The sequence below is a fragment of the Enterococcus sp. 9E7_DIV0242 genome, assembly GCF_002140975.2.
Taxonomy (GTDB): Bacteria; Bacillota; Bacilli; order Lactobacillales; family Enterococcaceae; genus Enterococcus_L; species Enterococcus_L clewellii.
The window spans coordinates 4,589,247-4,608,232 of sequence record NZ_CP147247.1 but is presented as its reverse complement, the minus strand read 5'-3'; the positions used below and the strand labels follow the sequence as shown (position 1 = coordinate 4,608,232).

21 protein-coding genes are annotated in these 18,986 nt (G+C 37.5%); 6 read left to right on the top strand and 15 right to left on the bottom strand.

Features of this window, described 5'->3' with window-relative positions; translation table 11 throughout:
- On the bottom strand, nucleotides 1-296 hold a 296-nt coding region (locus A5888_RS21455), incomplete at its 3' end, for a nucleoid-associated protein (RefSeq protein ID WP_339101842.1).
- Nucleotides 297-736: 440 nt separating this feature from the next.
- Here A5888_RS21455 and A5888_RS21450 point away from each other — a divergent pair.
- Nucleotides 737-2,080 carry a TrkH family potassium uptake protein gene (locus A5888_RS21450; RefSeq protein WP_086347251.1) on the top strand — a complete coding sequence of 448 codons (1,344 nt, stop codon included), beginning with the start codon at nucleotides 737-739 and terminating at the stop codon, nucleotides 2,078-2,080.
- 88 nt (nucleotides 2,081-2,168) lie between these two features.
- Here the strand turns inward: A5888_RS21450 and A5888_RS21445 are convergent, their stop codons facing one another.
- Entirely contained in the window at nucleotides 2,169-2,576 is a 408-nt protein-coding gene (locus A5888_RS21445; protein WP_086347250.1) for a hypothetical protein, read from the bottom strand.
- A gap of 275 nt (nucleotides 2,577-2,851) precedes the next feature.
- On the opposite strand from A5888_RS21445, the gene A5888_RS21440 reads away from it, so the two are divergent.
- The 3 genes from A5888_RS21440 to A5888_RS21430 all read left to right on the top strand — a co-directional run bounded on the left by A5888_RS21440 (nucleotide 2,852) and on the right by A5888_RS21430 (nucleotide 4,450).
- Nucleotides 2,852-3,589: a class I SAM-dependent methyltransferase gene (locus A5888_RS21440; RefSeq protein ID WP_339101841.1), complete on the top strand. Its 738-nt coding sequence runs from the start codon at nucleotides 2,852-2,854 to the stop codon at nucleotides 3,587-3,589.
- Nucleotides 3,590-3,934: 345 nt separating this feature from the next.
- Nucleotides 3,935-4,114: a hypothetical protein gene (locus A5888_RS21435; protein WP_086347249.1), complete on the top strand. Its 180-nt coding sequence runs from the start codon at nucleotides 3,935-3,937 to the stop codon at nucleotides 4,112-4,114.
- 21 nt (nucleotides 4,115-4,135) lie between these two features.
- Nucleotides 4,136-4,450, top strand: coding sequence for a hypothetical protein (locus A5888_RS21430; protein WP_086347248.1), 315 nt, complete (start codon nucleotides 4,136-4,138; stop codon nucleotides 4,448-4,450).
- 123 nt (nucleotides 4,451-4,573) lie between these two features.
- Here A5888_RS21430 and A5888_RS21425 read toward each other — a convergent pair whose 3' ends face one another.
- The 9 genes from A5888_RS21425 to A5888_RS21385 all read right to left on the bottom strand — a co-directional run bounded on the left by A5888_RS21425 (nucleotide 4,574) and on the right by A5888_RS21385 (nucleotide 11,118).
- Nucleotides 4,574-6,223, bottom strand: a complete 1,650-nt coding sequence (locus A5888_RS21425; protein ID WP_086347247.1) for a recombinase family protein — start codon at nucleotides 6,221-6,223, stop codon at nucleotides 4,574-4,576.
- Between the two features lie 105 nt (nucleotides 6,224-6,328).
- Nucleotides 6,329-6,484: a hypothetical protein gene (locus tag A5888_RS21420; RefSeq protein ID WP_339101840.1), complete on the bottom strand. Its 156-nt coding sequence runs from the start codon at nucleotides 6,482-6,484 to the stop codon at nucleotides 6,329-6,331.
- The gene (locus A5888_RS21415; protein ID WP_339101839.1) at nucleotides 6,465-7,313 is read right to left on the bottom strand and encodes a replication-relaxation family protein; all 849 of its coding nucleotides are present in this window, start codon (nucleotides 7,311-7,313) and stop codon (nucleotides 6,465-6,467) included. The genes A5888_RS21420 and A5888_RS21415 overlap by 20 nt, the downstream gene beginning before the upstream one ends.
- A 153-nt stretch (nucleotides 7,314-7,466) precedes the next feature.
- The gene (locus tag A5888_RS21410; RefSeq protein WP_339101838.1) at nucleotides 7,467-9,734 is read right to left on the bottom strand and encodes a type IV secretory system conjugative DNA transfer family protein; all 2,268 of its coding nucleotides are present in this window, start codon (nucleotides 9,732-9,734) and stop codon (nucleotides 7,467-7,469) included.
- Nucleotides 9,731-9,955, bottom strand: a complete 225-nt coding sequence (locus A5888_RS21405; protein WP_139843786.1) for a hypothetical protein — start codon at nucleotides 9,953-9,955, stop codon at nucleotides 9,731-9,733. Before A5888_RS21405 ends, A5888_RS21410 begins: the two co-directional genes overlap by 4 nt.
- 178 nt (nucleotides 9,956-10,133) lie before the next feature.
- Nucleotides 10,134-10,346 carry a hypothetical protein gene (locus A5888_RS21400; protein ID WP_339101837.1) on the bottom strand — a complete coding sequence of 71 codons (213 nt, stop codon included), beginning with the start codon at nucleotides 10,344-10,346 and terminating at the stop codon, nucleotides 10,134-10,136.
- Between the two features lie 32 nt (nucleotides 10,347-10,378).
- Entirely contained in the window at nucleotides 10,379-10,507 is a 129-nt protein-coding gene (locus A5888_RS21395; RefSeq protein WP_339101836.1) for a hypothetical protein, read from the bottom strand.
- Between the two features lie 52 nt (nucleotides 10,508-10,559).
- Nucleotides 10,560-10,781: a hypothetical protein gene (locus tag A5888_RS21390; RefSeq protein WP_339101835.1), complete on the bottom strand. Its 222-nt coding sequence runs from the start codon at nucleotides 10,779-10,781 to the stop codon at nucleotides 10,560-10,562.
- Nucleotide 10,782: 1 nt separating this feature from the next.
- Nucleotides 10,783-11,118 carry a hypothetical protein gene (locus A5888_RS21385; RefSeq protein WP_339101834.1) on the bottom strand — a complete coding sequence of 112 codons (336 nt, stop codon included), beginning with the start codon at nucleotides 11,116-11,118 and terminating at the stop codon, nucleotides 10,783-10,785.
- Between the two features lie 415 nt (nucleotides 11,119-11,533).
- Between A5888_RS21385 and A5888_RS21380 the strand changes: the two genes are divergently transcribed.
- Entirely contained in the window at nucleotides 11,534-12,721 is a 1,188-nt protein-coding gene (locus A5888_RS21380) for a hypothetical protein (protein ID WP_339101833.1), read from the top strand.
- A gap of 157 nt (nucleotides 12,722-12,878) precedes the next feature.
- Complete coding sequence (locus A5888_RS21375) at nucleotides 12,879-13,235, top strand: hypothetical protein (protein WP_339101832.1); 357 nt, start codon at nucleotides 12,879-12,881, stop codon at nucleotides 13,233-13,235.
- A gap of 166 nt (nucleotides 13,236-13,401) precedes the next feature.
- On the opposite strand, the gene A5888_RS21370 is transcribed toward A5888_RS21375, so the two are convergent.
- The 4 genes from A5888_RS21370 to A5888_RS21355 form a co-directional block, all read right to left on the bottom strand.
- On the bottom strand, nucleotides 13,402-15,405 hold the full coding sequence (locus A5888_RS21370; RefSeq protein WP_339101831.1) for an LPXTG cell wall anchor domain-containing protein: 2,004 nt from the start codon (nucleotides 15,403-15,405) through the stop codon (nucleotides 13,402-13,404).
- Nucleotides 15,406-15,660: 255 nt separating this feature from the next.
- The gene (locus tag A5888_RS21365; protein ID WP_339101830.1) at nucleotides 15,661-16,323 is read right to left on the bottom strand and encodes a recombinase family protein; all 663 of its coding nucleotides are present in this window, start codon (nucleotides 16,321-16,323) and stop codon (nucleotides 15,661-15,663) included.
- 210 nt (nucleotides 16,324-16,533) lie between these two features.
- The gene (locus tag A5888_RS21360; protein WP_339101829.1) at nucleotides 16,534-17,670 is read right to left on the bottom strand and encodes a glycoside hydrolase family 88/105 protein; all 1,137 of its coding nucleotides are present in this window, start codon (nucleotides 17,668-17,670) and stop codon (nucleotides 16,534-16,536) included.
- Between the two features lie 278 nt (nucleotides 17,671-17,948).
- The gene (locus tag A5888_RS21355; RefSeq protein WP_086347243.1) at nucleotides 17,949-18,929 is read right to left on the bottom strand and encodes an aldo/keto reductase; all 981 of its coding nucleotides are present in this window, start codon (nucleotides 18,927-18,929) and stop codon (nucleotides 17,949-17,951) included.
- Between the last annotated feature and the right edge of the window lie 57 nt (nucleotides 18,930-18,986).

The following is an 18,986-nucleotide window of genomic DNA, read 5'->3' as shown; positions in this document are numbered from 1 at the left end:
AGCAAATCTGCACTTGGTCCATCCTCACTGCCAGAATAAATATCATACCAGTATTGCACAAGTTGCTGACTTTTCGGTATAAATTCGGCAGCAATCCCTGACATTTTCTCTACAAAATCACTTTCTTGCAGCAAAACGCCGGTTTTAGTCTGTGCTGTTGATAGTTTATTGATCTTATTCGTCAAGTAAATGCGAATATATTCTGTTGTTAAATCCAATTCATGTTCAGAAAATACAGGGGTTCCTGTTTCTCGATCAATGATATGCATGACCGCTTTTTTTAAATAAATGTCCATTTGCCAATCTCCTTCTCTTTAACGGGTCAGCCGTCCTTTGTTCCTCATTAGAAACGCATCATTCCTGTTATCCTAGTTCAAACAGTACAACGTATCAGACAGCGGTTTTCCCTTGTCTGTCAGTTAGCGTTCACTCAGTGATCTCGCAACCACTTCTTTCTAATCGCTCACTTAGCCTAATCTTTCACCTCATCGACCAGACCGACAAAGACAGGGATTCTCTTTCAGTCAAACCTTATTTAGTCTACAGGAAATCAGAAAAAAAATCAAAACATTATTCCAGAAACTACCTCTCTTATTTTCTCTTAAAAACTGTTCTTTTTGACAGGAAGAGCTAGTTCATCAGACGGTGCTCTCACTTAGGATTTTACTAGCTTTTTTACAGGAAAATGATACACTGAAAGAAATTCATTCTTATGACTAAAGGAAAATAACAAACCATGAAATCAAAAAAACATTTTTCAGCTGTACAAATCCTGGCATTGGGGTTTCTGCTCATCATCTTCATTGGAGGCAGTTTGCTTTCATTGCCTTTCTTTTCAAACAGCGGGGAAGCAACGCCCTTTATTGATTCTCTTTTCACAGCTACCTCAGCTGTCTGCGTCACTGGCTTAACCACATTGAATACAGCGATGCATTGGAATCCAGCTGGTCAACTGCTAATTATGCTTTTAATCGAACTAGGCGGACTCGGCTTTATGACCTTACCTGTTGTTCTCTATTTCGTTATGCGCAAAAAAATTACCTTGAGTACTAGAATGCTGTTGAGAGAAGCGCTGAATCTGGATGATATGTCCGGTACCTTCCGTCTGATGATGTATATCATCAAGCTCGCAGTAGTCATTCAGGTAATCGGTGCTGTTCTACTGTCCTTTCAATTTGTTCCTGAATTTGGATGGAAAAAGGGACTTTTCTTTGGCGTGTTCCACTCTATTTCAAGCTTTTGTAATGCTGGATTTGACCTATTAGGCGATAGTCTGGTGCCCTATCAAACAAATCCGTATGTTTTGATCGTGATCGGCTTATTGATTATTTCCGGTGGGTTAGGTTTTATTGTCTGGCAAGATATTTTACTTTTCAAAAAAAGAAAGCGCGTTTCCCTACATTCTAAACTCGCTTTGACTACTACACTTGTGCTCTTAGTTGGCGGATTCATCGTCTTTTATTTCACAGAGCAAAATGCTGGAAACCTTACCGAACAAACAAACTTTTTTGACCGACTTGCCAATACGTTTTTTATGTCAGTCACGCCCCGAACAGCTGGCTATTATTCGATCAACTACTTAAATATGACCAATGCCGGACTGATTGCTACAATGTTCTTGATGTATGTTGGGGGAACGTCTGGATCAACCGCGGGTGGACTAAAGACAACGACCTTCGCTGTCCTGATCATTCAAATCATTTCCATTTTCAAGGGTAGACAGCGTGCAGAATTTCATGAACGCACCATTCCAAGTGCTACCGTCTTTCGTGCATTGACTTTATTTTTCATTACTTTATCGCTTTGTGTCGTGTCGATCATGGTTCTTTCTGTGACAGAACACATTCCTGACTACTACGGGATAGAGTATATTGCTTTTGAGGTATTTTCTGCGTTTGGAACTGTTGGATTGACCATGGGCTTGACGCCTGAGCTGTCGATTGCCGGAAAAATTATTATTATGCTGCTGATGTATATTGGTCGTGTAGGGATCTTTACTGTCGGCTTTTCTCTGTTGACCAAGGGAGCTAAGCCATCTGCCAATTTCAAATACCCAGATGAAACGATCATGATTGGTTAACCCTCATCTATTTCAAAACAAAAACATTCGATTCTGCCTGTTTCCATCAAGCAGTCAATCGAATGTTTTTTCTATTCAGTATAAATAGTTACTCGTTACTTTGTACTCCTGCACTAAAAACTTCTGCTCGCTGTTTTTCTCTAGCAGCGATTATTTCATTGATCTCATTCCTATCCACACCAGTTCTTTGCAACAATACTTTGCACATTTCTGTTGGTTTTCTTTTTATGGATTGAATGTACTCGTATGTCATTTGCTCTTTATCAAACTGTTCCAAAAACACTTGAAATTCTGTAAACCAATCAATGTTCATTGTCGTTTGTCTTTCTATTCCCTGTAATATAGGGACAACTGCTGCTTCCGGATAATCAAAATTCTTAAAAATTTTCACCACATCATAGGCATGTTCCTGATAAGCTTCTGACCAAAAGCTTTTCGCATCAAAAAAGTTGTCCATTTCATTCATTAGCATATGTGCATAGGTCACTTCATTCATTTTTAGCCTCCTGTATATTGCTTCACTCCACTTAGTATACTACGAAATATCAGAAATCCTTAGTAGCTAGGAAAATGTATATAAGAAAAGATTGTGCGCACTACTTGGAATTTTCAGAGTACTATTTCAAAATTTTCTATTGTGACGATTGCTGCACTAATGTGGTAAGATAAGACTATCAAACCAGAAATGTAGGTGATGAGATGATTGCCCATAAAAGAGAATATCTCCATGTGAATAGAGAAGACAAATAAATTTACATGGAGGAAAACAACATGAAAGAAAACACTTATGATAACCAGACTTTTTTTGAAAAATATAGCCAGATGGAACGCTCACAGAAAGGATTGGATGGCGCCGGTGAATGGCAAACACTTAAGCAGCTACTTCCTGACTTTAAAAATAAAGCGGTCTTAGACCTTGGCTGCGGATATGGCTGGCACTGCATTTATGCTGCTGAACATGGAGCCGCTTCAGTAATCGGAGTAGACTTATCTGAGAAAATGCTGGAAACCGCTCGATCAAAGACATCCTTCCCGCAGGTCAACTACATTCAAGCTGGAATTGAAGACATCGATTTTCCAGAAAATAACTTTGATATTGTTCTAAGTTCCCTTGCGTTGCACTATGTCCCTTCATTCGAAAAAGTTGCGGCACATCTACACAAAGCCTTGAAACCCAATGGAATATTCATCTTCTCTGTCGAACATCCTGTGTTTACAGCTGAAGGAACACAGCAATGGACCTATGCTGAAGATGGAACCATTCTTCATTTCCCTGTAGATAATTACTTCTATGAAGGAAAACGAACAGCAGAGTTTCTAGGAGAAGAAGTAACGAAATACCATAAAACGCTGACAACTTACATCGATGGATTACTGACAAATGGATTTCAGGTGCAGCGAGTTGTTGAGCCTATGCCACCGAAACATATGATGACTATTCCGGGAATGGTGGATGAGATGCGCAGACCTATGATGTTGATTGTTTCTGCAAAAAATATAAAAAACTGATAAAATTTTTTTAAACTCCTGTAATAGTGGTTATAAATTAGAGCATTCGAATCGACTTTGAATGCTCTTTTTAATTTGACCTAAAAACCAATAGTCAGCCACTTTCAGTTATGTGTATAATAATAGATGAATCCTACTAACTTAAATGAAAAAGCTCGTTGACGTTTTCCTGCACTATAGACAAAAGCTACCTGTCGTCTATTAAAGTGCAAACGAATGTCTTTAGATAATTTTCACTATTGCGATCACGCCACGAATAGAATAGGCTTAAGTGAGAATAAAAATTCTTTCGCGCAATAGGCTATTTAATAGGATTTATCTAAAAAAGAAAATGAGGGTTGTATTATGAATCAAATCTACATTATCGCAAGTTTTATCAGTTTTTTTGGTGCTATCCTCCTGATAGTTGGATTTGCCAAACAATTCAAAGAACTTACATTTATTCAAAAATCAGCAATCCTATTGGTTTTCATAGGTACATTCATTCCTATGATCGTTGGAACTGTTCAAGGCTTTATGAAATAATAAGATGGGGCTGTTTAGAAGATGAATGACATCCAATTGGCAGAACTTGCCTTATTGTTGAAAGAACTGTTTCAGATAGTAACAAGCTACGGCGCTCCAACATCAACAATCAAACAAGTTGAAAACATCCTAGCCATTCTATATGAAGAAGATAATTCAAAAAAGAATTCAGAGGTTTATCATTGTCTCAAAGGGCTCTACTTCCCAAAAGCCGGCTTAAGCGAGTTCTATGTTTCTCCTGCCCAGTCTGTGGATTGGCAGATCATCAATCAGCGTCTATCAGCACTTCAAGCAGAATTAAGTAGCTACGAACATTTTTTGGAACGCTATCGTTAAACAGAAAGACAGCAACGTTTTTTAGGAAACATGAAAAACGTTGCTGTCTTAGCTAGGCGCCCATAACCTACTAAATTGAGATACTACCCGACAAGTGAAAGCTTGTCGGGTCTTTTGTTAGCTTTAAATTTCGTCTAGCTTTCCAACAAATCTGTAGTAAATATCTATTTGTTGGATTCGCTTGCCGGTGCTTTTATCTGGTTTGTGAATTTCGATTCGGTCAATGAGTTCATTCACAATACTAGGTGTTAAGCTTTCAAGCGTGGTATATTTTCGGACAATCTCAAGAAATTTCTGGACGTTCTTTACATCTTCCTTTTGTTTAGAAAGTCGGATTTCGAGTTCGTCAATTTCTTGTTTTAGTTCGGACTGTTCAAACTCATAATCTTTAGAAAGAATAGTAAAGCGCTCATCTGAGAGCTTGCCTAAAACATTATCTTCATACAATCGTTTAATAATGTTATCAAGTTCGTTCGCTCGTTTCTTGGCTTCAATAACACGCTTTTCGGCTTTCTTTAGTTCTTTCTGCTGGTCGGTTTTAGCTCGCTTGGCTAGACTTTCTGTAAATTGCTTTTCATGTTGCTTTAGAAAATTAATTTTATCATTTACATCATTTAAGACAATTTCAGTTAGTTTCATTTCACGGATATAGTGAGCGTTATCGCAATCAATAAAACGACTTGGAAAGCCAGAACAAGTGTATCTTTCTTGGTTTGGAGAAACACTTTTACCAGTATTAAAATAGTGTCGATTTTTACAATCCGCACAATAGACTAAACCAGAAAATAAACCTACTCGGTTGGATTTAGTATTGCGACGGCGCTTTTGTCTCATCTTCTGGACTAGGTCAAAAGTTGCTTGGTCAATAATCGGCTCATGGGTGTTTTTAAAAACCGCCCAATCTTTTGGGTTATTTTGAATTTTCCGTTTGTCCCGATATGATTTAGTGGTTGTTTTAAAATTCACAGTATGCCCTAAATAGTCGGGGCGTTCTAAAATCCAAACAACCGCTTTGGAATGCCAAATACAGGTAGGATTCTCAATTTTATTCTTATATTCCATTGTGGTTGGGATTCGTTCTTTCTCTAGTTTCTTAGCGATTTGCAATGGTCCAAAACCATTTATACAGTAATTAAATATTTTTCGCACGACTTTAGCAGCTTCTTCATCTACTAGAAGATGATTCTTGTTATTCGGGTCTTTTCTGTAGCCAAATGGCGCATGACTTGAAAGACGTTCGCCAGCTAAACCTTTTGCACGTTTTACGGCACGAATTTTCTTGCTTGTGTCCTTAGCGTAAAATTCATTGAAGACGTTTCTAAATGGTGCAAAATCAATTTCGTTAGAATCTTGGGTTTCAGAATCTACACCGTCATTGACTGCAATAAAGCGAATATCTAGCTTTGGAAATAGAATTTCCGTGTAAAGTGCTACCTCGGCATAATTGCGCCCAAACCTTGAAAGGTCTTTGACAATAAAGTTCTTTACCTCGCCACTATTCACAAGTTCTAACGCTTCTTGAAAGCCTGGGCGATTAAAGTTTGTTCCTGTATAGCCATCATCTACGAAAAAGCGTGTGTTATAAAGTTTATTCTCACGAGCAAACTTTTCTAGCATGGCTTTTTGATTAGTAATTGAATCGCTATCGCCGTTTGTTCCGTCGTCCTGTGATAATCGAACATAAAGCACAGTTATTTCTTGCTTGCCCTTATTTCTCCTAGAAAGATTATGATTTTGAGTTGTCAATGTACGTTGTAAGGTGTCTAAATTCATGATGTTTTTCTCCTTTCGAAGAACTCATGAAAACCCTACGGCTACCTACTATTATACCATTTTTGAGGTCTGATTTATAGCAGTAGCCGTAAGTTTCATTGTTATTTATTTATCTTTTTCAAGCTCTCTTAGCATTAAAGTAAACAGTATATTAGCAATGCTTCTATTTGAATCATCTTCTAAAAATGAATTGATAATATATGTTTTTTTACCGTCCTTAACTACTTTGGTTGAGTGCTTTTTATAGGTTTTGTTTGTCATCAGCCTCCTTTTTTTCAGCTCCAGCAATCAGCATTTCTAATTCATCTAAGGTTATTACTCTGAAAAGCATTTCAGCCTTTGGAATAGCCTCATGGATATATCTTAAAAGCTGTTCACGCCGTTTGATATTTGGCACGATCCAGACCGTAAACGGAATTACGCCGATTTGTCTTTGAATCACACCAGAGTTAATAAATTTGATATATTCTTTGGCCTTGCGAATTATTCGCTTGGGGTTCTCCGTATTATTATCTACTTCAAACCAGTAAAATTGTTCCCATTCCGTGATATGCAAGTTTACATATAAATCAGGCTTCAAAAACCTTGCGACATTATTTTCAGAATATACCCGCCAGCATTTACTTTCAAACTCTACGTTAATCAGTGAAATTTTATTTTGTTGCTCCATCTCCTTTAAACGAACATAGACTTCACCAATTCCAAGCGAGTGTTCTAAAAATAAAATGTTTGGTTCATACAGTCTTTTTCTGGTGGCTTTTAAGTCTAAATCATCAAGTTTTAAAAACTGGTAGCCAGCGCTGGTTATCGTCCAGATGGTCGCACCACTTCCAGCACGTTCACCGCCGATTCTTCTTTCTAAGCAATCAATTAAGCCATGTTTTTTTAGTCTGGCGGTCATACGATTACACGCCCTAATATTGCTTAAACGGCTAGAATTTTTGGTGAAAAATAAACGTTGTAGTTGGTTAGAAGTTGCATATTTCACCATAAAAATGTGTTTTATGCAACCCATCTCGGTTTCGCCAAGTAGCGCCGACAGGCGTCGAAGTTCATGTTTTGTTATGCGTTCGTTTTGTTTTTTGGTCATGTTGGTTCTCCTCCTTGGGAGGTGGCACCGCAACAGCTAAAAAGAGAAAGAAGTGCGGTGTCAGTCGTCTCCACTGTTAATATTAGCGATTAGCGTTCACACTTAATCAAGCCAAGCGATTACTTGCATGACAAGACAAGCGATAAGACGCTTTTATTCTTCTTTTTTAGCTGGTTTTTGGCGTATCATGCCAACGTTTATTGTCGAATCAATGTTATCTAATGGGTTTAAATCTACCTCAGTTTTATCTTTTTCAATTAAATCAATATAACTTTTTTCGATTTCTTCCAGATTTTTTGCACCATATTTCTCAGCACTTCTGGCGAAAACTTCGGCGGGATCTCTCAAGCTCGGACGTGGCGGAAAAGTTTTTCCAGAAACGAACGAACTTAAGCTTGGATTGTTTAGTAAAAAAGCGTATATTGAGTATGGGGCTAACTTTAGGTAGTCCTCAGATGATAAAGCGGGCGAAAGGGCGGCAAACTCTTTAGCGTCCGCTTTATTTGATGTTGCGAAAAATATTTTGTTTCTGGCATTTGCCATAACTGACTCTTTTAAACTGGTGCTTAATTGTCCTAGGTGTTGATGGCAGAATATGAATTTCAAGCCTAGAGAACGCGCCATTGAAAGCATTTGTTCCATAGATTCACCACTCTTTTTCACGTAGGCTTGAAACTCGTCAATATAGAGGCTAACGGAATTATTCTGACGTTGATTCTCAGGTGTCTCAGCTTGCTTTAAAGCGATATTCCAGATCATCCCGATAAGTAAGCTACCCACAATTTCTGCGACTGTATCTCCCACGATTGACGTATTTAGAGGCACCAACAAGATTTTATTCTCTTTAAACACACTCTCTAGGTCGAATAGTGGTTTTGGTTGAAATAATACTTGTCGAAGTGCTGGACGCATGAGAACTCGCATTTTATTCATGACAGGTGCAAGCTGTTTATTACGTTCACCGTCTGAAAGACTATTGAAATATTCCCAGTATGCCTCAAGTCCTAGTTTGTCGTTCAAATTTGTAGTCATACGTTTCCTGAAGCTCGGATTATTTAGTAAGATTTGAAGGTGAGCTAAAGTAACATTTTTATCCTTATTTTTTGCAAGGGTAAGGATTGCGGACTGTAGAATATCTTCCGTATACACTCCCCATGTCTCAGCGAATAATCCCTTTATTGAAGATAAAATCGCCTCACTCGTGCGCTCTGCGTGATTGTCGCTAGTGTTAAATGGATTTAAACCTACTGGATTGTTCATATCTGCTAAGTTGAGTATCACAACATCATCAAGGCGGTGTTCAGGAATCTTCTGCACCAGTGATTCAATTAGGCTGTATTTTGGGTCTATGACGATAATGCCTTTTTGCTTGTTTTTGTCTGTTCCTCCAGCCTCTATATCTGAAAGAATCATATTTTCCATAACTACTGATTTACCACTTCCTGTGGGTCCAACGATGTGGCAGTGTCTACTTCCGGCTTCGTCGCTTAAATACAGCGGTTGACGTTCTTCTGGATTTTCGTGCATTGTCTCAGCAAAAGGGCGTAAAACTTTATCTCTCGTTAGCTTCTTGCTTGTTCTTGGTGGTAAAAGAATTTTCGGGTGAATATCTCTAATTCCTAAAAATGAACTTTCACCAGTCGGCAATAGAAACAAATTTGCCATTTCTTTTATACTTAGCCTTTGTGAATAGTGCCATGGGGCTGTAGCTTGGTTTAAGCGGTTAGCTTCTTCGTTTTGCAAGTAAAGTTTCACCCCGATTGCTTCCAGCGTTTTGAGGGCAGAAAACAGGCTTAAAATGTAGCTTTGTCGTTTGGCTGGGTCTTTTGCATTTACACCTAAACGAATTACGCAATTAAGCTGGAAGCTCTCTGTTTTGCTTTTAATTGAATTTCTAATGTCTGCGGTCGCTACTGGAATATCTCCAGACAGAATATGCCACCAAGATGTTTGTGTGGGATCAGGTAAATTTTTAGCAACTGCCTTTGGTGAAAGTGTGCCTCCGATTACTAACTGTAAAACTAATTCATCATCTTTTTCTACTTGGGCAAGTGTTGTCAGAACGGCACGGCACAAGGCTTCATTATCCGATGTTTTGAGCGACAACATCGGGCGAGTGGTGGAGAGTTTTTTGCATAGCTTCACGGGCGTTCTTTTGCTGGTATGAGCGACTAGCGGACTAGAAAAGTCAATTCGTCCATATCCTCTAAAAATCTTCTCAAGGCGATTAAATTCACTCTTTTCAGCGCCGAGGAAAAAGCGGATAGAATCCCCGTCTTTTGGGCTTCTAATTTCCCAGATAATCGGTTTGTGTGGTTCTTGTGTGGCAATTTGTCCGACCAGTTCCAACACTGATTTAAAATCAATTTCACGTTGCCAGAACACTTGCTTAAAGGTTAGTTCCTCAAATTTACGTTTCATCTGATTACCCCCAGTCTTTCCTTGCTTTGTGAACTCGCCAGCCAATGACTAGCAGAATTACGAAAATTCCTAAGAATAGTAGTGGCAACCACACGGCGGATAATAAGCAGATTCCATAGTTTAGAAGCCAGCAACCGACCGCGAACATTACCACGTATGAAAACAACTTTTTCACTGGGTTCACGTCCTTTTCTTTGTCTTGATTTTGTTTTGTCATTCATTTTTCCTCCTTTTCGTTTAGAATAACTTTCCCCATTTCACCACACAAAAGGTAAAATGAAAATGGTAATATTCGGCAACTTTTCGAGCGGTAAGACAGGTGCGACTACGGCAAAAATAGAGTTTTACGACATGAAAAGACGGTGTTGTTTTAATTACTATGAAGACGGTTTTTAGCGATCATGGCGGTTTTTTCGGATTCTTGTCATCTTTAACTGGCGGATTATCGAATCTATTTTCTCGTCTGTCTTGCCACTGTCTTTTTTTAGATGCGTTTTTTAATTTTCTGTATAACTCTGGATTCTTCCGTCCACTGTCGTTTTCTGGTTCTTCTGGAGGTGGAATCATTAGCAACATAACAAGGGCTAATAAAGCAATAATATTTTCAAGCATTTGAGTTCACCTCCTTCATGGAATTTGTTTGGTTATTTTTCGTCTAGTCCGATAATTTCGGGGAACGGCCTACCCCAGTGAAAATAAAATTCTTCTTTCAGTTTTTCGTTTGCTTCGTTGAGGATTTCTTCGTATAGATCGTTAAAGGTGTATTCTTCCATTCTGATTTCCTCCATTTCTTTTTAGATAAAGGGACGGTTTAGCCCCTTTATCTTAGTTTCGGTTTTTGCGTAAAGCTTCGTCATATAGCTTTCTCCGAGCTTCCATGGCGTCCATCTCAATCTGAATTTGAGTAAGAATTGTCTCAGCTTGGACAATTTCTTCTGGTGTAAATTGCGGTTGTCCATTTAGATCATCATTTATCCAATTTAAAACCCACTTACCGAGCTTATACATTGAGTAAATAAAACAGATTGCAAGAATTAGGCTAAACATATTAAATTCCTCCTCCAAATTTAGTCACTCGTTCTGATGCAGAAATTGTAAAATCATGAAGTATCCGATTAAAACAAGCTTGAGCTTCTGGATTCAAATGAGACAAGGTTGCAACATCTGAGGCAAGCAGTGCCGTTTCTGTCAACGCAGAATGAGCAACAATACCTTGCCCCTTGATTACAGCATTGTGTAAAACGGTGGAACGGACAATTAAAGCTGTGTCTTGAGAAATTTTTCTTTTCATTGCTGGTGAGAGGTTATCCATTGAAAAATTTTGTGGCGAGAATATTTCTGAGAAATGGGAGACTGGGTTGTTTTGATTTTGTTGGTTTGGCATTTTGTTTTCCTCCTGATATGATTTTTGATGATTTATTAATCTACTCAGAAACTAGCCACCGACGTCGTTTATATATAGTTAGTTTCTAAGAGTGATTACTTAATTAAAGTTTCTTGCTTGTCTTATATAGATATAGAATGACGACAAACACACCTATAAAGTATGGGGTGAATACTAAAAATTTGAGCATATGGCATACCTCCTAATTTGATAGATAAGCGCTTATTCTTGTGATATTATTAAAAGTAAATGTGTATATGTTTATGCAACAAGGATTTGATGGTAGTTCTTTTAATAAATCCACTTTATCAAAAGAAACTATTACCATCATTATCGAGTTTATTACTAATTATTTTGGTAAAATTTGAGTTAGTCTAGTAATTTTGTGGAATTTACTGTAAAAGAGGTGCAATTCATGGAAAGGGTATGTTTTTATTGGTTTTGTATGCAATTAAAAAAGTTTTCAGGAAAAAGTAAGAAAGTTCAAATAGTTAATTTCTTAAACGAAGTAATCCATCCAATCTTAAGTTATGAAAAATTAACAAAATTGACAGACTATCCTGAGACGACAAATCCAACAAGAGATATTAAAAAGAAGGAAATTAGAAGTGATTACTTGGAATTGATTGACATTTCTAATGAAGATAAAAAACAAAAAGAAGTAAAAAGACTTTCAAGAGCATTCTCTGAGTTACCTAAAATTTGTAATTTTAAAATTGATACAATAGGGGCTTTTAAAGATATAAAAAAATCTATTTCTAGTAATAAAACAGAACTAAAAAAATACCTGTCAGAAAACGATTTTAAAGAGCTGTTAGCATTATTAGATGAAAAAGAAGTAGCTATACCAGATGTCCTTGCACTCTTGCTTATTTATACAATCCACTATATACCGAATTTTCGCGATAATCTTTTAGAAGAAGTAAAAGAATCAAACCGGGGAAATAAAATTTCTTTTCTTATCGATTTGCTTGAACAAGAGATAGTTTTCAATGATATAAGAACATATGGCTTATCTACTATAATTCACAATAACACTCTGTTTTCAGAAAAATTTGAAAATGACTTTATCAAAATAATTTTTGTTCCGAATGATAAATTTCAACCATTTTCAGAAAAGAACAAAAATGAATATCTTTTGAGTTTACTGACACATTATGATTATCTTCATATTCTTTTAACCACATCAATTTGTGACTCGAGAATCATACAGAGAGGTTTTATTGCCTCAAATTCAAGAATTGATAGAACTATTGATAGAAAAATAGAGACAGTATTTTATAAAACCAATAGTTTACCTAAACTTTTAGTTGGATATTTTGACACTTTTTATAGATGTATTGAGAGAATAGAAGACGTTGTAGAGATAGGGAGTGACAGTTCTGTGTTTATATCGCTTGAAAATTCCATCAAGGAGGAGTCTTTGGAACCTTATGACTTAAAAAATGAGAACTTTGAAAATGAAAATTTGAAAACTGCGCGTTTTGGAAGAGCCTTAAGAAAAATTACAGAGTTTACAGAGAACGAAAATATTTTTTTTAGATCTTGGACAAATGGAGAGCTAGAGGATGGATTAATCTGCTGGTTATTAATTTCCGAATGACAAAACATTGACTTCAATCTCATTTTATGATATAATGAAAAAGTTTTAGCTATGTTGTAAATTTCATATTATCTTTAATTTCCCGCCACTGGGATAGGTTTCAGAAAAACCTACTTAGTGGCAAGTGGGTTAATTTATCGAGAAAGTGTGATTGAATATGCTAAAAGATGATTTACAAGCTAGTATTTACAAAAAGATTATCCATGGAAAAACTGGTGGAGGAAGTCAAGAAGATGTAATGCGCCGGTTACTTCAAAATGGTTCAATAGGAGCTACATTAGACGAAATATACACCCATAATGATTTTGAAGCGACAGAAAGACTTATTGAAAAGAACATAGAAGATATCAACGAAACTCACAGAGTTGTTAAGGAATATATTGTTCGGCAAAAAGAAACATATGACTTCTTCAACCTGAACGTTATCGACGATATTCTTTGTCCTACCTTCGACTTGACTAGAGAAGAAATAGAATTTTTGGCAAATACCGAACCCTTTCAAGATTTTAACTAGCACCTTCCAGCCCTCACCCTGAACCTAAAAAGTTCAGCGAGGGCTTTTTCTTTTTCCCTTAAATTAGTAATGAGTGCGTAGCAAAACAACCTTGTCTGGTCTTTAGACAAGGTTGTTTCTTTTGTTTAGTGCTATTTGTAAGGTCTTAATGGGGTTGGTAGTTTAATTATACTTTCTTTCTCTTAAACCATGCAAGTATAGAAAGCATTGTTAGAGATAAACCAGCTATAACGATATTAGCTGTAGGCTGTTCTCCAGTTTGTGGTAAGCCATCTTTGTTCGTGTTGTTGCCAGCTGATTTAATTGTTGTGGCATTGCTGTTTTGGTTGTCGTTGCTAGTTTGGTTATTTGTGTTGTTAGTGCTGTTTCCTGTGCCATTTGAGCTGTTGTTTCCAGTATTACCACCGTTTGAGTTATCTTCCTTAACTAAGTTAGCAATAGCTAAATCTAAGGCTTTTTGAGCTTCGTCAATTTCTGCTTGGGTGCTGTTTGCGTTAGTTAATACGTCTTTAGCATTTTGTAAGGCTTGTTTTAGTGCGTTCATTGATTCTGCGGTGTAGCCTGATTCTGCTAGTTTGGCTTCTGCGTTCTTAATTGAGCTTTCTAGTTTGGTAGTGTTTGGTGCTTTGGTATTTTCTTTTTCTAAAGCAGACGTGGCAGTATTTAAAGAAGATAATGCACTGTCAATTTCTACCTGAGTGCTAGCGGTGTTTGCTAAAACCTCTTTAGCAGTTGCTAGGGCTGTTTCAAGTTCTGTTGTATCTTTCCAACCTCCCTCAGCTAGTTTGGCTTCTGCGTCCTTAATGGCTTGTTCTAGTCTGGTTTTGTCTGGGGCTGGTGTTTCAGCTTTGACTAAATTTTGCTCGGCAGTTTTTAGGGCTTGGTAGGCGGTATATTTAGCACCGTCTATTTCATGCATCCACCCTCCAGCGCTCGAATTTAAAGCATTTTGCAAATTTTCCCATGCTTCATTAAAGACTTGTTTAGATTCTGGTGTGTAAGTGGTTGAATCGTCATAGATAGGCTTTAATGAGTTGAAATAATCTGTAATTTGTGGCGTGATATTGTCATCAAAGAAAAAATGTCGATCTACTAAATTTAAAGCTATTCCAGACAACCCCCAACTAATACGGTCTAATTCTTCTTGAGAAAAAGAAGGGTCGTTTACATAACCAGCTTTGATATCTTTATAATAGTTATATAAACTCAAGAGATTATCATATTCTTCCGTAAAACCAAACTCGTCATATGCGGATTTTAGATTGATATATCCTAGATACTGATTTAAGAAATTATCATAACTTGACCAGTCTAAATCACCATCTTCAAATACAGCAGTCACTACTGTATCTTTTGCAACATAAAACCCAGAGAAAATTGAACTGCTCCAACCCATGTCCCCATTTAGCAAGCCGTTGACCTCCCAGCCTTTGAAGTGTGAACCAGCTCCAGCTGTAGGAATAGGCATTTCAGATAACGAAACCCAAACGCCATCTCCTTTTGAAACAGTTGGATAGCTTGAAAGCGAACCATTACCACGAGTATTATATGAAACTGTAAAACTTCCATCAGTCACCGTTATATCCAAATGCCCAGTGCCCAAACTCAACTGTATAGTGCGAGTTCCAGAACTACCAAATGTAATAGTATTTCCTGAAATAACGTCTGATGGGTCGGAACTTATTAAAGAACCTCCGGTCTCTTCCAGTGTTTGTTCTGTTCGTGTTTCCGTTCCGTCATCGTAAAATACACAGATATAAAACTTATAGCTTGCCGTGTCTCCACTCGTTATGGTTGTTTGCCCTTCCGTTTCATACCAAGCGTTAACTGGATTACTTTGAGGTGCTATTTCTTGTGTTGTGCTAGTTTGTAAATTGCTTGATGGTTGAGTTGTTTCGGTCGGTTGCTCTATAACTGGTGGTTGAGCTTCTTCAACAACTTCTGGCTGGACTGGCTCGCTTGTCTCAGTTTCTTCTACTGGTGCAGTTTCCTCAATTGTTGCTGGCGTTTCTTCTACTTGTTCCACTGGTGGCGTAGTTTCTGCTTCGTCAGCTAGTGCTTTAATTGTGTTAATGGCTAGCGGACAAATTAGTAAACCAACTGTGAGTAGTTTTGTGGCCTGTTTAAACTTCTTGTTTCTTTTAAGCCTTGAAATTCTTGTATTTTTCACTTAGTCATTTCATCTCCTTGTTTTGAATTTTAAAGTGTAAATATCTTTAAAAACCCTCCTTTATACCTATTCCAAAGCCTAAATCAGACGAACGTCTAATTTTCTTCTAAACTGCATACAAAAAACGCCGATCATACAAAGCATAAAGCCCTGTAAATCAGCGTTGAGAGTTTTTAGAATAATATATTATTTAGGACTAAACCAAACGTTCGTTCGATTTGTCATTGGTTAGTTAAAATGATAGCACATACCAACTCATTTTTGAAGGAGTTTTACAGGATTTCTACGGGTTAAGTTGTTGCGACGGGCGACATTGTAGACGGTCATTTCACTTACTTTACATCTTTTAGCTATTTCTTTTACAGTAAGACTATTTAATTGGTATAGGTCTACTATTTTTGCTTCTGTTTTTTCTGGTAGCCCCTGATTGCCAAGCTTAACGCCATTTTCTTTAGCTTTCCTTAGTCCTTCTTTTGTTCTAAAACGTATATTATCTAGCTCAATCTCTGCCACATATCCAAGAACAAGGCAGAGTAAACGTCCTGTGAGTGAGTCGGTTTCAATGTTTTCTTGCAAGGAAATGAGCTTGATGTTGTGCTGGTTTAGTTCGTCGATAATGTTTGCGAGCGTCAGCATTTTTCTAGTTAAGCGGTCTAGCTTGTAAATTTGTAGAGTAATGATTTTGTCTTGTTTAGCTAGTTGTTTGGCAAGTGAAATAGCATTTGCTAGTTCGGGGCGGTTGTCGTTATCTCCACTTTGTTTTTCTGAAAAGATGATATCGCAATTCTTTAGTGCTTCCGTCTGAACTTCCAAACCTAATTTTTGCCGATCGTCCTGAGATGAAACACGAGCATAGCCGATTTTCACCTTGTCTAATTTCTCCAGTTCCTTTACTTTCTTTTTCTGCTGTTTTTCCATGTTGGAAACCTCCATATATATTATTTTGTCTTACATATATATGGTAAAACGAAATGGAGGGAATGACTAAAAGAAGGTATAGAAAAAGCCTACAATTTCAACGATTGTAGGCTTTCATTTTTATTAGGTTAGCCGTAAAGTTCTCAAGTTCTTCTATTTAAATAGTGTTATGAAATAGTGTTTTATGGAACCCTAGCTTTGTGTGCCTATTTATTTTTGTAGTAGCTCTGTGTAAGCAAATACCAACGGGGCAATCCCTTTTGCATCATTGCTTACAATTGGTTCCGAAATGTAATAGTCATAGCTTCCATCTCTTACCTTATAGCTGCCGTGTCCGGGCATCCCACCTAATCCGGCAACCAAACAAATGTCCTTCAGAATAAACCCATCCTCAGACTTCACCAACTTATGCTCGACCACTGACTTCAATATCTCAGTACCTAAATCAAAATAATCTTCAGCAAGATAACCCAGTCTAGTACCTTTCATCAACGCATAAGCAATAGCACAGGTCCCACTTGTCTCTAAATAGTTCCCAGCACGCTCTCCTTGATCGGTCACTTGATAAAACATTTTTGTATCAGGATCAGCAAAGGTCAACAGTGTATCTACTAATTCTTTTAATTGATTGATCAAGATATTCTGCTCATCTTGGTGCCCTTCATCAAAATGTTCCAAGCTATCAACCAACGCCATCGCATACCAGCCATGAGAACGCGTCCAGAAATTTTTACTGCAGCCTGTTTCTGAATCGGCCCAAAAAGCCGTCTTCGTCTCATCCACTCCATGATACAATAACCCGGTTTTGGAATCACGCATCAAACGATACGCATGTTGAAATTGATTGAAGATATCTGATTGATTTTTGCCTTTATTGAATATAGCATCATATTGAGCATAAAAAGGTTGCACCATATATAAACCATCCAACCAAATTTGATTCGGATAAATTTCCTTATGCCAGAAATTCCCCCCTGGTGTTCTCGGCTGCTCAAGCAACTGCGCATATAAATTTTTCAACGCTCGCTCATATTTTATTTTCGAAGTTGCCTTTAACAGTGGAAAAAGAATTTTCCCTTCATTGATGTTATCACAATTATGCTCTTCTACGTCAAACCCCAAAATGCACCCTTCATCATCAACATAATAATCGATAAATGTATCTAAAAAATTTAAGTAGTATGAGTCATTTGTTGCTTCATACATTTTAAACATCGCCATCGCCATACATCCGTCAATATAACTCCATTTAGGTGAACTACCTGAGGTAACTTCCTTATTCCAAGGCGGACTTTCTGGTGCTGTATTCCTCAATATCTCGTCAAAAAAAGCTTTTACCTGCTCCATCTATTTCCCTCACTTCACTTTTTACACCCATTAGATAATAAAATTAATCGCTTTCATAAATGATTAAAAAAGCAAGAATTCACTCTCTATCAAAGGTATAGTTTCTAAGAAAATTATAACAAGGAACACGTGTGCATTCAAGGCATAGCAACAAAATTGTTCGTACTGACGAATAATCGAGCCACTCTGCCTAAATTGATTGGTCACTATTCAGACCTTCTATTAGAAAAGGACCAAAAGCAAGTTGCTTTTGGTCCCTTAACTCTCTCTTTTAAATCTTACGAGAAGCCAACAATTCCATGTGGAATATAGGGCTCTTCCAAATAGGCGACATCTTCTTCTGTCAGTTTAAAATCGACAGCGGAGACAGCTGTTTCGACATGGCTGATTTTTGTCGCACCTATGATTGGCGCTGCCACGGGTTCTTTCTGCAGGAGCCATGCTAAAGCGATGTGCACCCTGCTAACTTGATATTTTTCTGCGAGCTCAGCTGTTCGTTCGATAATTAGTCGATCTTGATTTGCTGTTTCATCATATTTTGAGCGAGCGATGTCATCTGTTTCACTACGCTTCGTTTGAACCGATAAATCTCGCGTTAATCTCCCAGATGCTAATGGACTATACGGAGTTAAAGAAATTCCTTCTGATTTACAATAAGGAATCATTTCTCGTTCTTCTTCACGATAAATCAAATTCAGATGGTCTTGCATTGAAATAAATTTTGTCCAACCATTTTTTTCTGCAATGTTTTGTGCTTTCTGAAATTGCCAAGCGTACATTGCTGAGGCACCGATATAACGTACTTTTCCAGCTTTGACAATATCATGGAGAGCCTCCATGGTCTCCTCGATTGGTGTATCATAATCCCAACGATGGATAATGTACAGGTCGACATAATCTGTTCCCAGACGCTTCAGACTATGATCGATCTCTGAAAGGATTGCTTTTCTGGAAAGTCCTGCGCCATTTGGGCCATCATGCATGCGACCATGAATTTTTGTTGCAAGAACGATTTCATCGCGATTCGCATAATCTTTCAGCGCACGTCCAAGAATTTCTTCACTTCTCCCAACTGAATAGACATTGGCTGTATCAAAAAAATTGATGCCTAAATCAAGTGCACGCTTAATAATTTTACGACTTTCTTCCTCTTCCAACACCCATTTATGAATCCAGCTCTTCGGATCGCCAAAGCTCATTGCTCCTAAACAGATTCTCGAGACATCCATTCCTGTATTTCCTAGTTTTGTATATTCCATTAGTGAAACCCCTTTCGTTTTATGCTGATTTTACTATAACACCTGAAGTTAACTTCA

Coding starts and splice junctions, on each gene's coding strand:
- A5888_RS21450 (WP_086347251.1), top strand. CDS start 737: ATGAAATCAAAAAAACATTTTTCAGCTGTACAAATCCTGGCATTGGGG.
- A5888_RS21445 (WP_086347250.1), bottom strand. CDS start 2,576: ATGAATGAAGTGACCTATGCACATATGCTAATGAATGAAATGGACAAC.
- A5888_RS21440 (WP_339101841.1), top strand. CDS start 2,852: ATGAAAGAAAACACTTATGATAACCAGACTTTTTTTGAAAAATATAGC.
- A5888_RS21435 (WP_086347249.1), top strand. CDS start 3,935: ATGAATCAAATCTACATTATCGCAAGTTTTATCAGTTTTTTTGGTGCT.
- A5888_RS21430 (WP_086347248.1), top strand. CDS start 4,136: ATGAATGACATCCAATTGGCAGAACTTGCCTTATTGTTGAAAGAACTG.
- A5888_RS21425 (WP_086347247.1), bottom strand. CDS start 6,223: ATGAATTTAGACACCTTACAACGTACATTGACAACTCAAAATCATAAT.
- A5888_RS21420 (WP_339101840.1), bottom strand. CDS start 6,484: ATGACAAACAAAACCTATAAAAAGCACTCAACCAAAGTAGTTAAGGAC.
- A5888_RS21415 (WP_339101839.1), bottom strand. CDS start 7,313: ATGACCAAAAAACAAAACGAACGCATAACAAAACATGAACTTCGACGC.
- A5888_RS21410 (WP_339101838.1), bottom strand. CDS start 9,734: ATGAAACGTAAATTTGAGGAACTAACCTTTAAGCAAGTGTTCTGGCAA.
- A5888_RS21405 (WP_139843786.1), bottom strand. CDS start 9,955: ATGAATGACAAAACAAAATCAAGACAAAGAAAAGGACGTGAACCCAGT.
- A5888_RS21400 (WP_339101837.1), bottom strand. CDS start 10,346: ATGCTTGAAAATATTATTGCTTTATTAGCCCTTGTTATGTTGCTAATG.
- A5888_RS21395 (WP_339101836.1), bottom strand. CDS start 10,507: ATGGAAGAATACACCTTTAACGATCTATACGAAGAAATCCTCAACGAA.
- A5888_RS21390 (WP_339101835.1), bottom strand. CDS start 10,781: ATGTTTAGCCTAATTCTTGCAATCTGTTTTATTTACTCAATGTATAAG.
- A5888_RS21385 (WP_339101834.1), bottom strand. CDS start 11,118: ATGCCAAACCAACAAAATCAAAACAACCCAGTCTCCCATTTCTCAGAA.
- A5888_RS21380 (WP_339101833.1), top strand. CDS start 11,534: ATGGAAAGGGTATGTTTTTATTGGTTTTGTATGCAATTAAAAAAGTTT.
- A5888_RS21375 (WP_339101832.1), top strand. CDS start 12,879: ATGCTAAAAGATGATTTACAAGCTAGTATTTACAAAAAGATTATCCAT.
- A5888_RS21365 (WP_339101830.1), bottom strand. CDS start 16,323: ATGGAAAAACAGCAGAAAAAGAAAGTAAAGGAACTGGAGAAATTAGAC.
- A5888_RS21360 (WP_339101829.1), bottom strand. CDS start 17,670: ATGGAGCAGGTAAAAGCTTTTTTTGACGAGATATTGAGGAATACAGCA.
- A5888_RS21355 (WP_086347243.1), bottom strand. CDS start 18,929: ATGGAATATACAAAACTAGGAAATACAGGAATGGATGTCTCGAGAATC.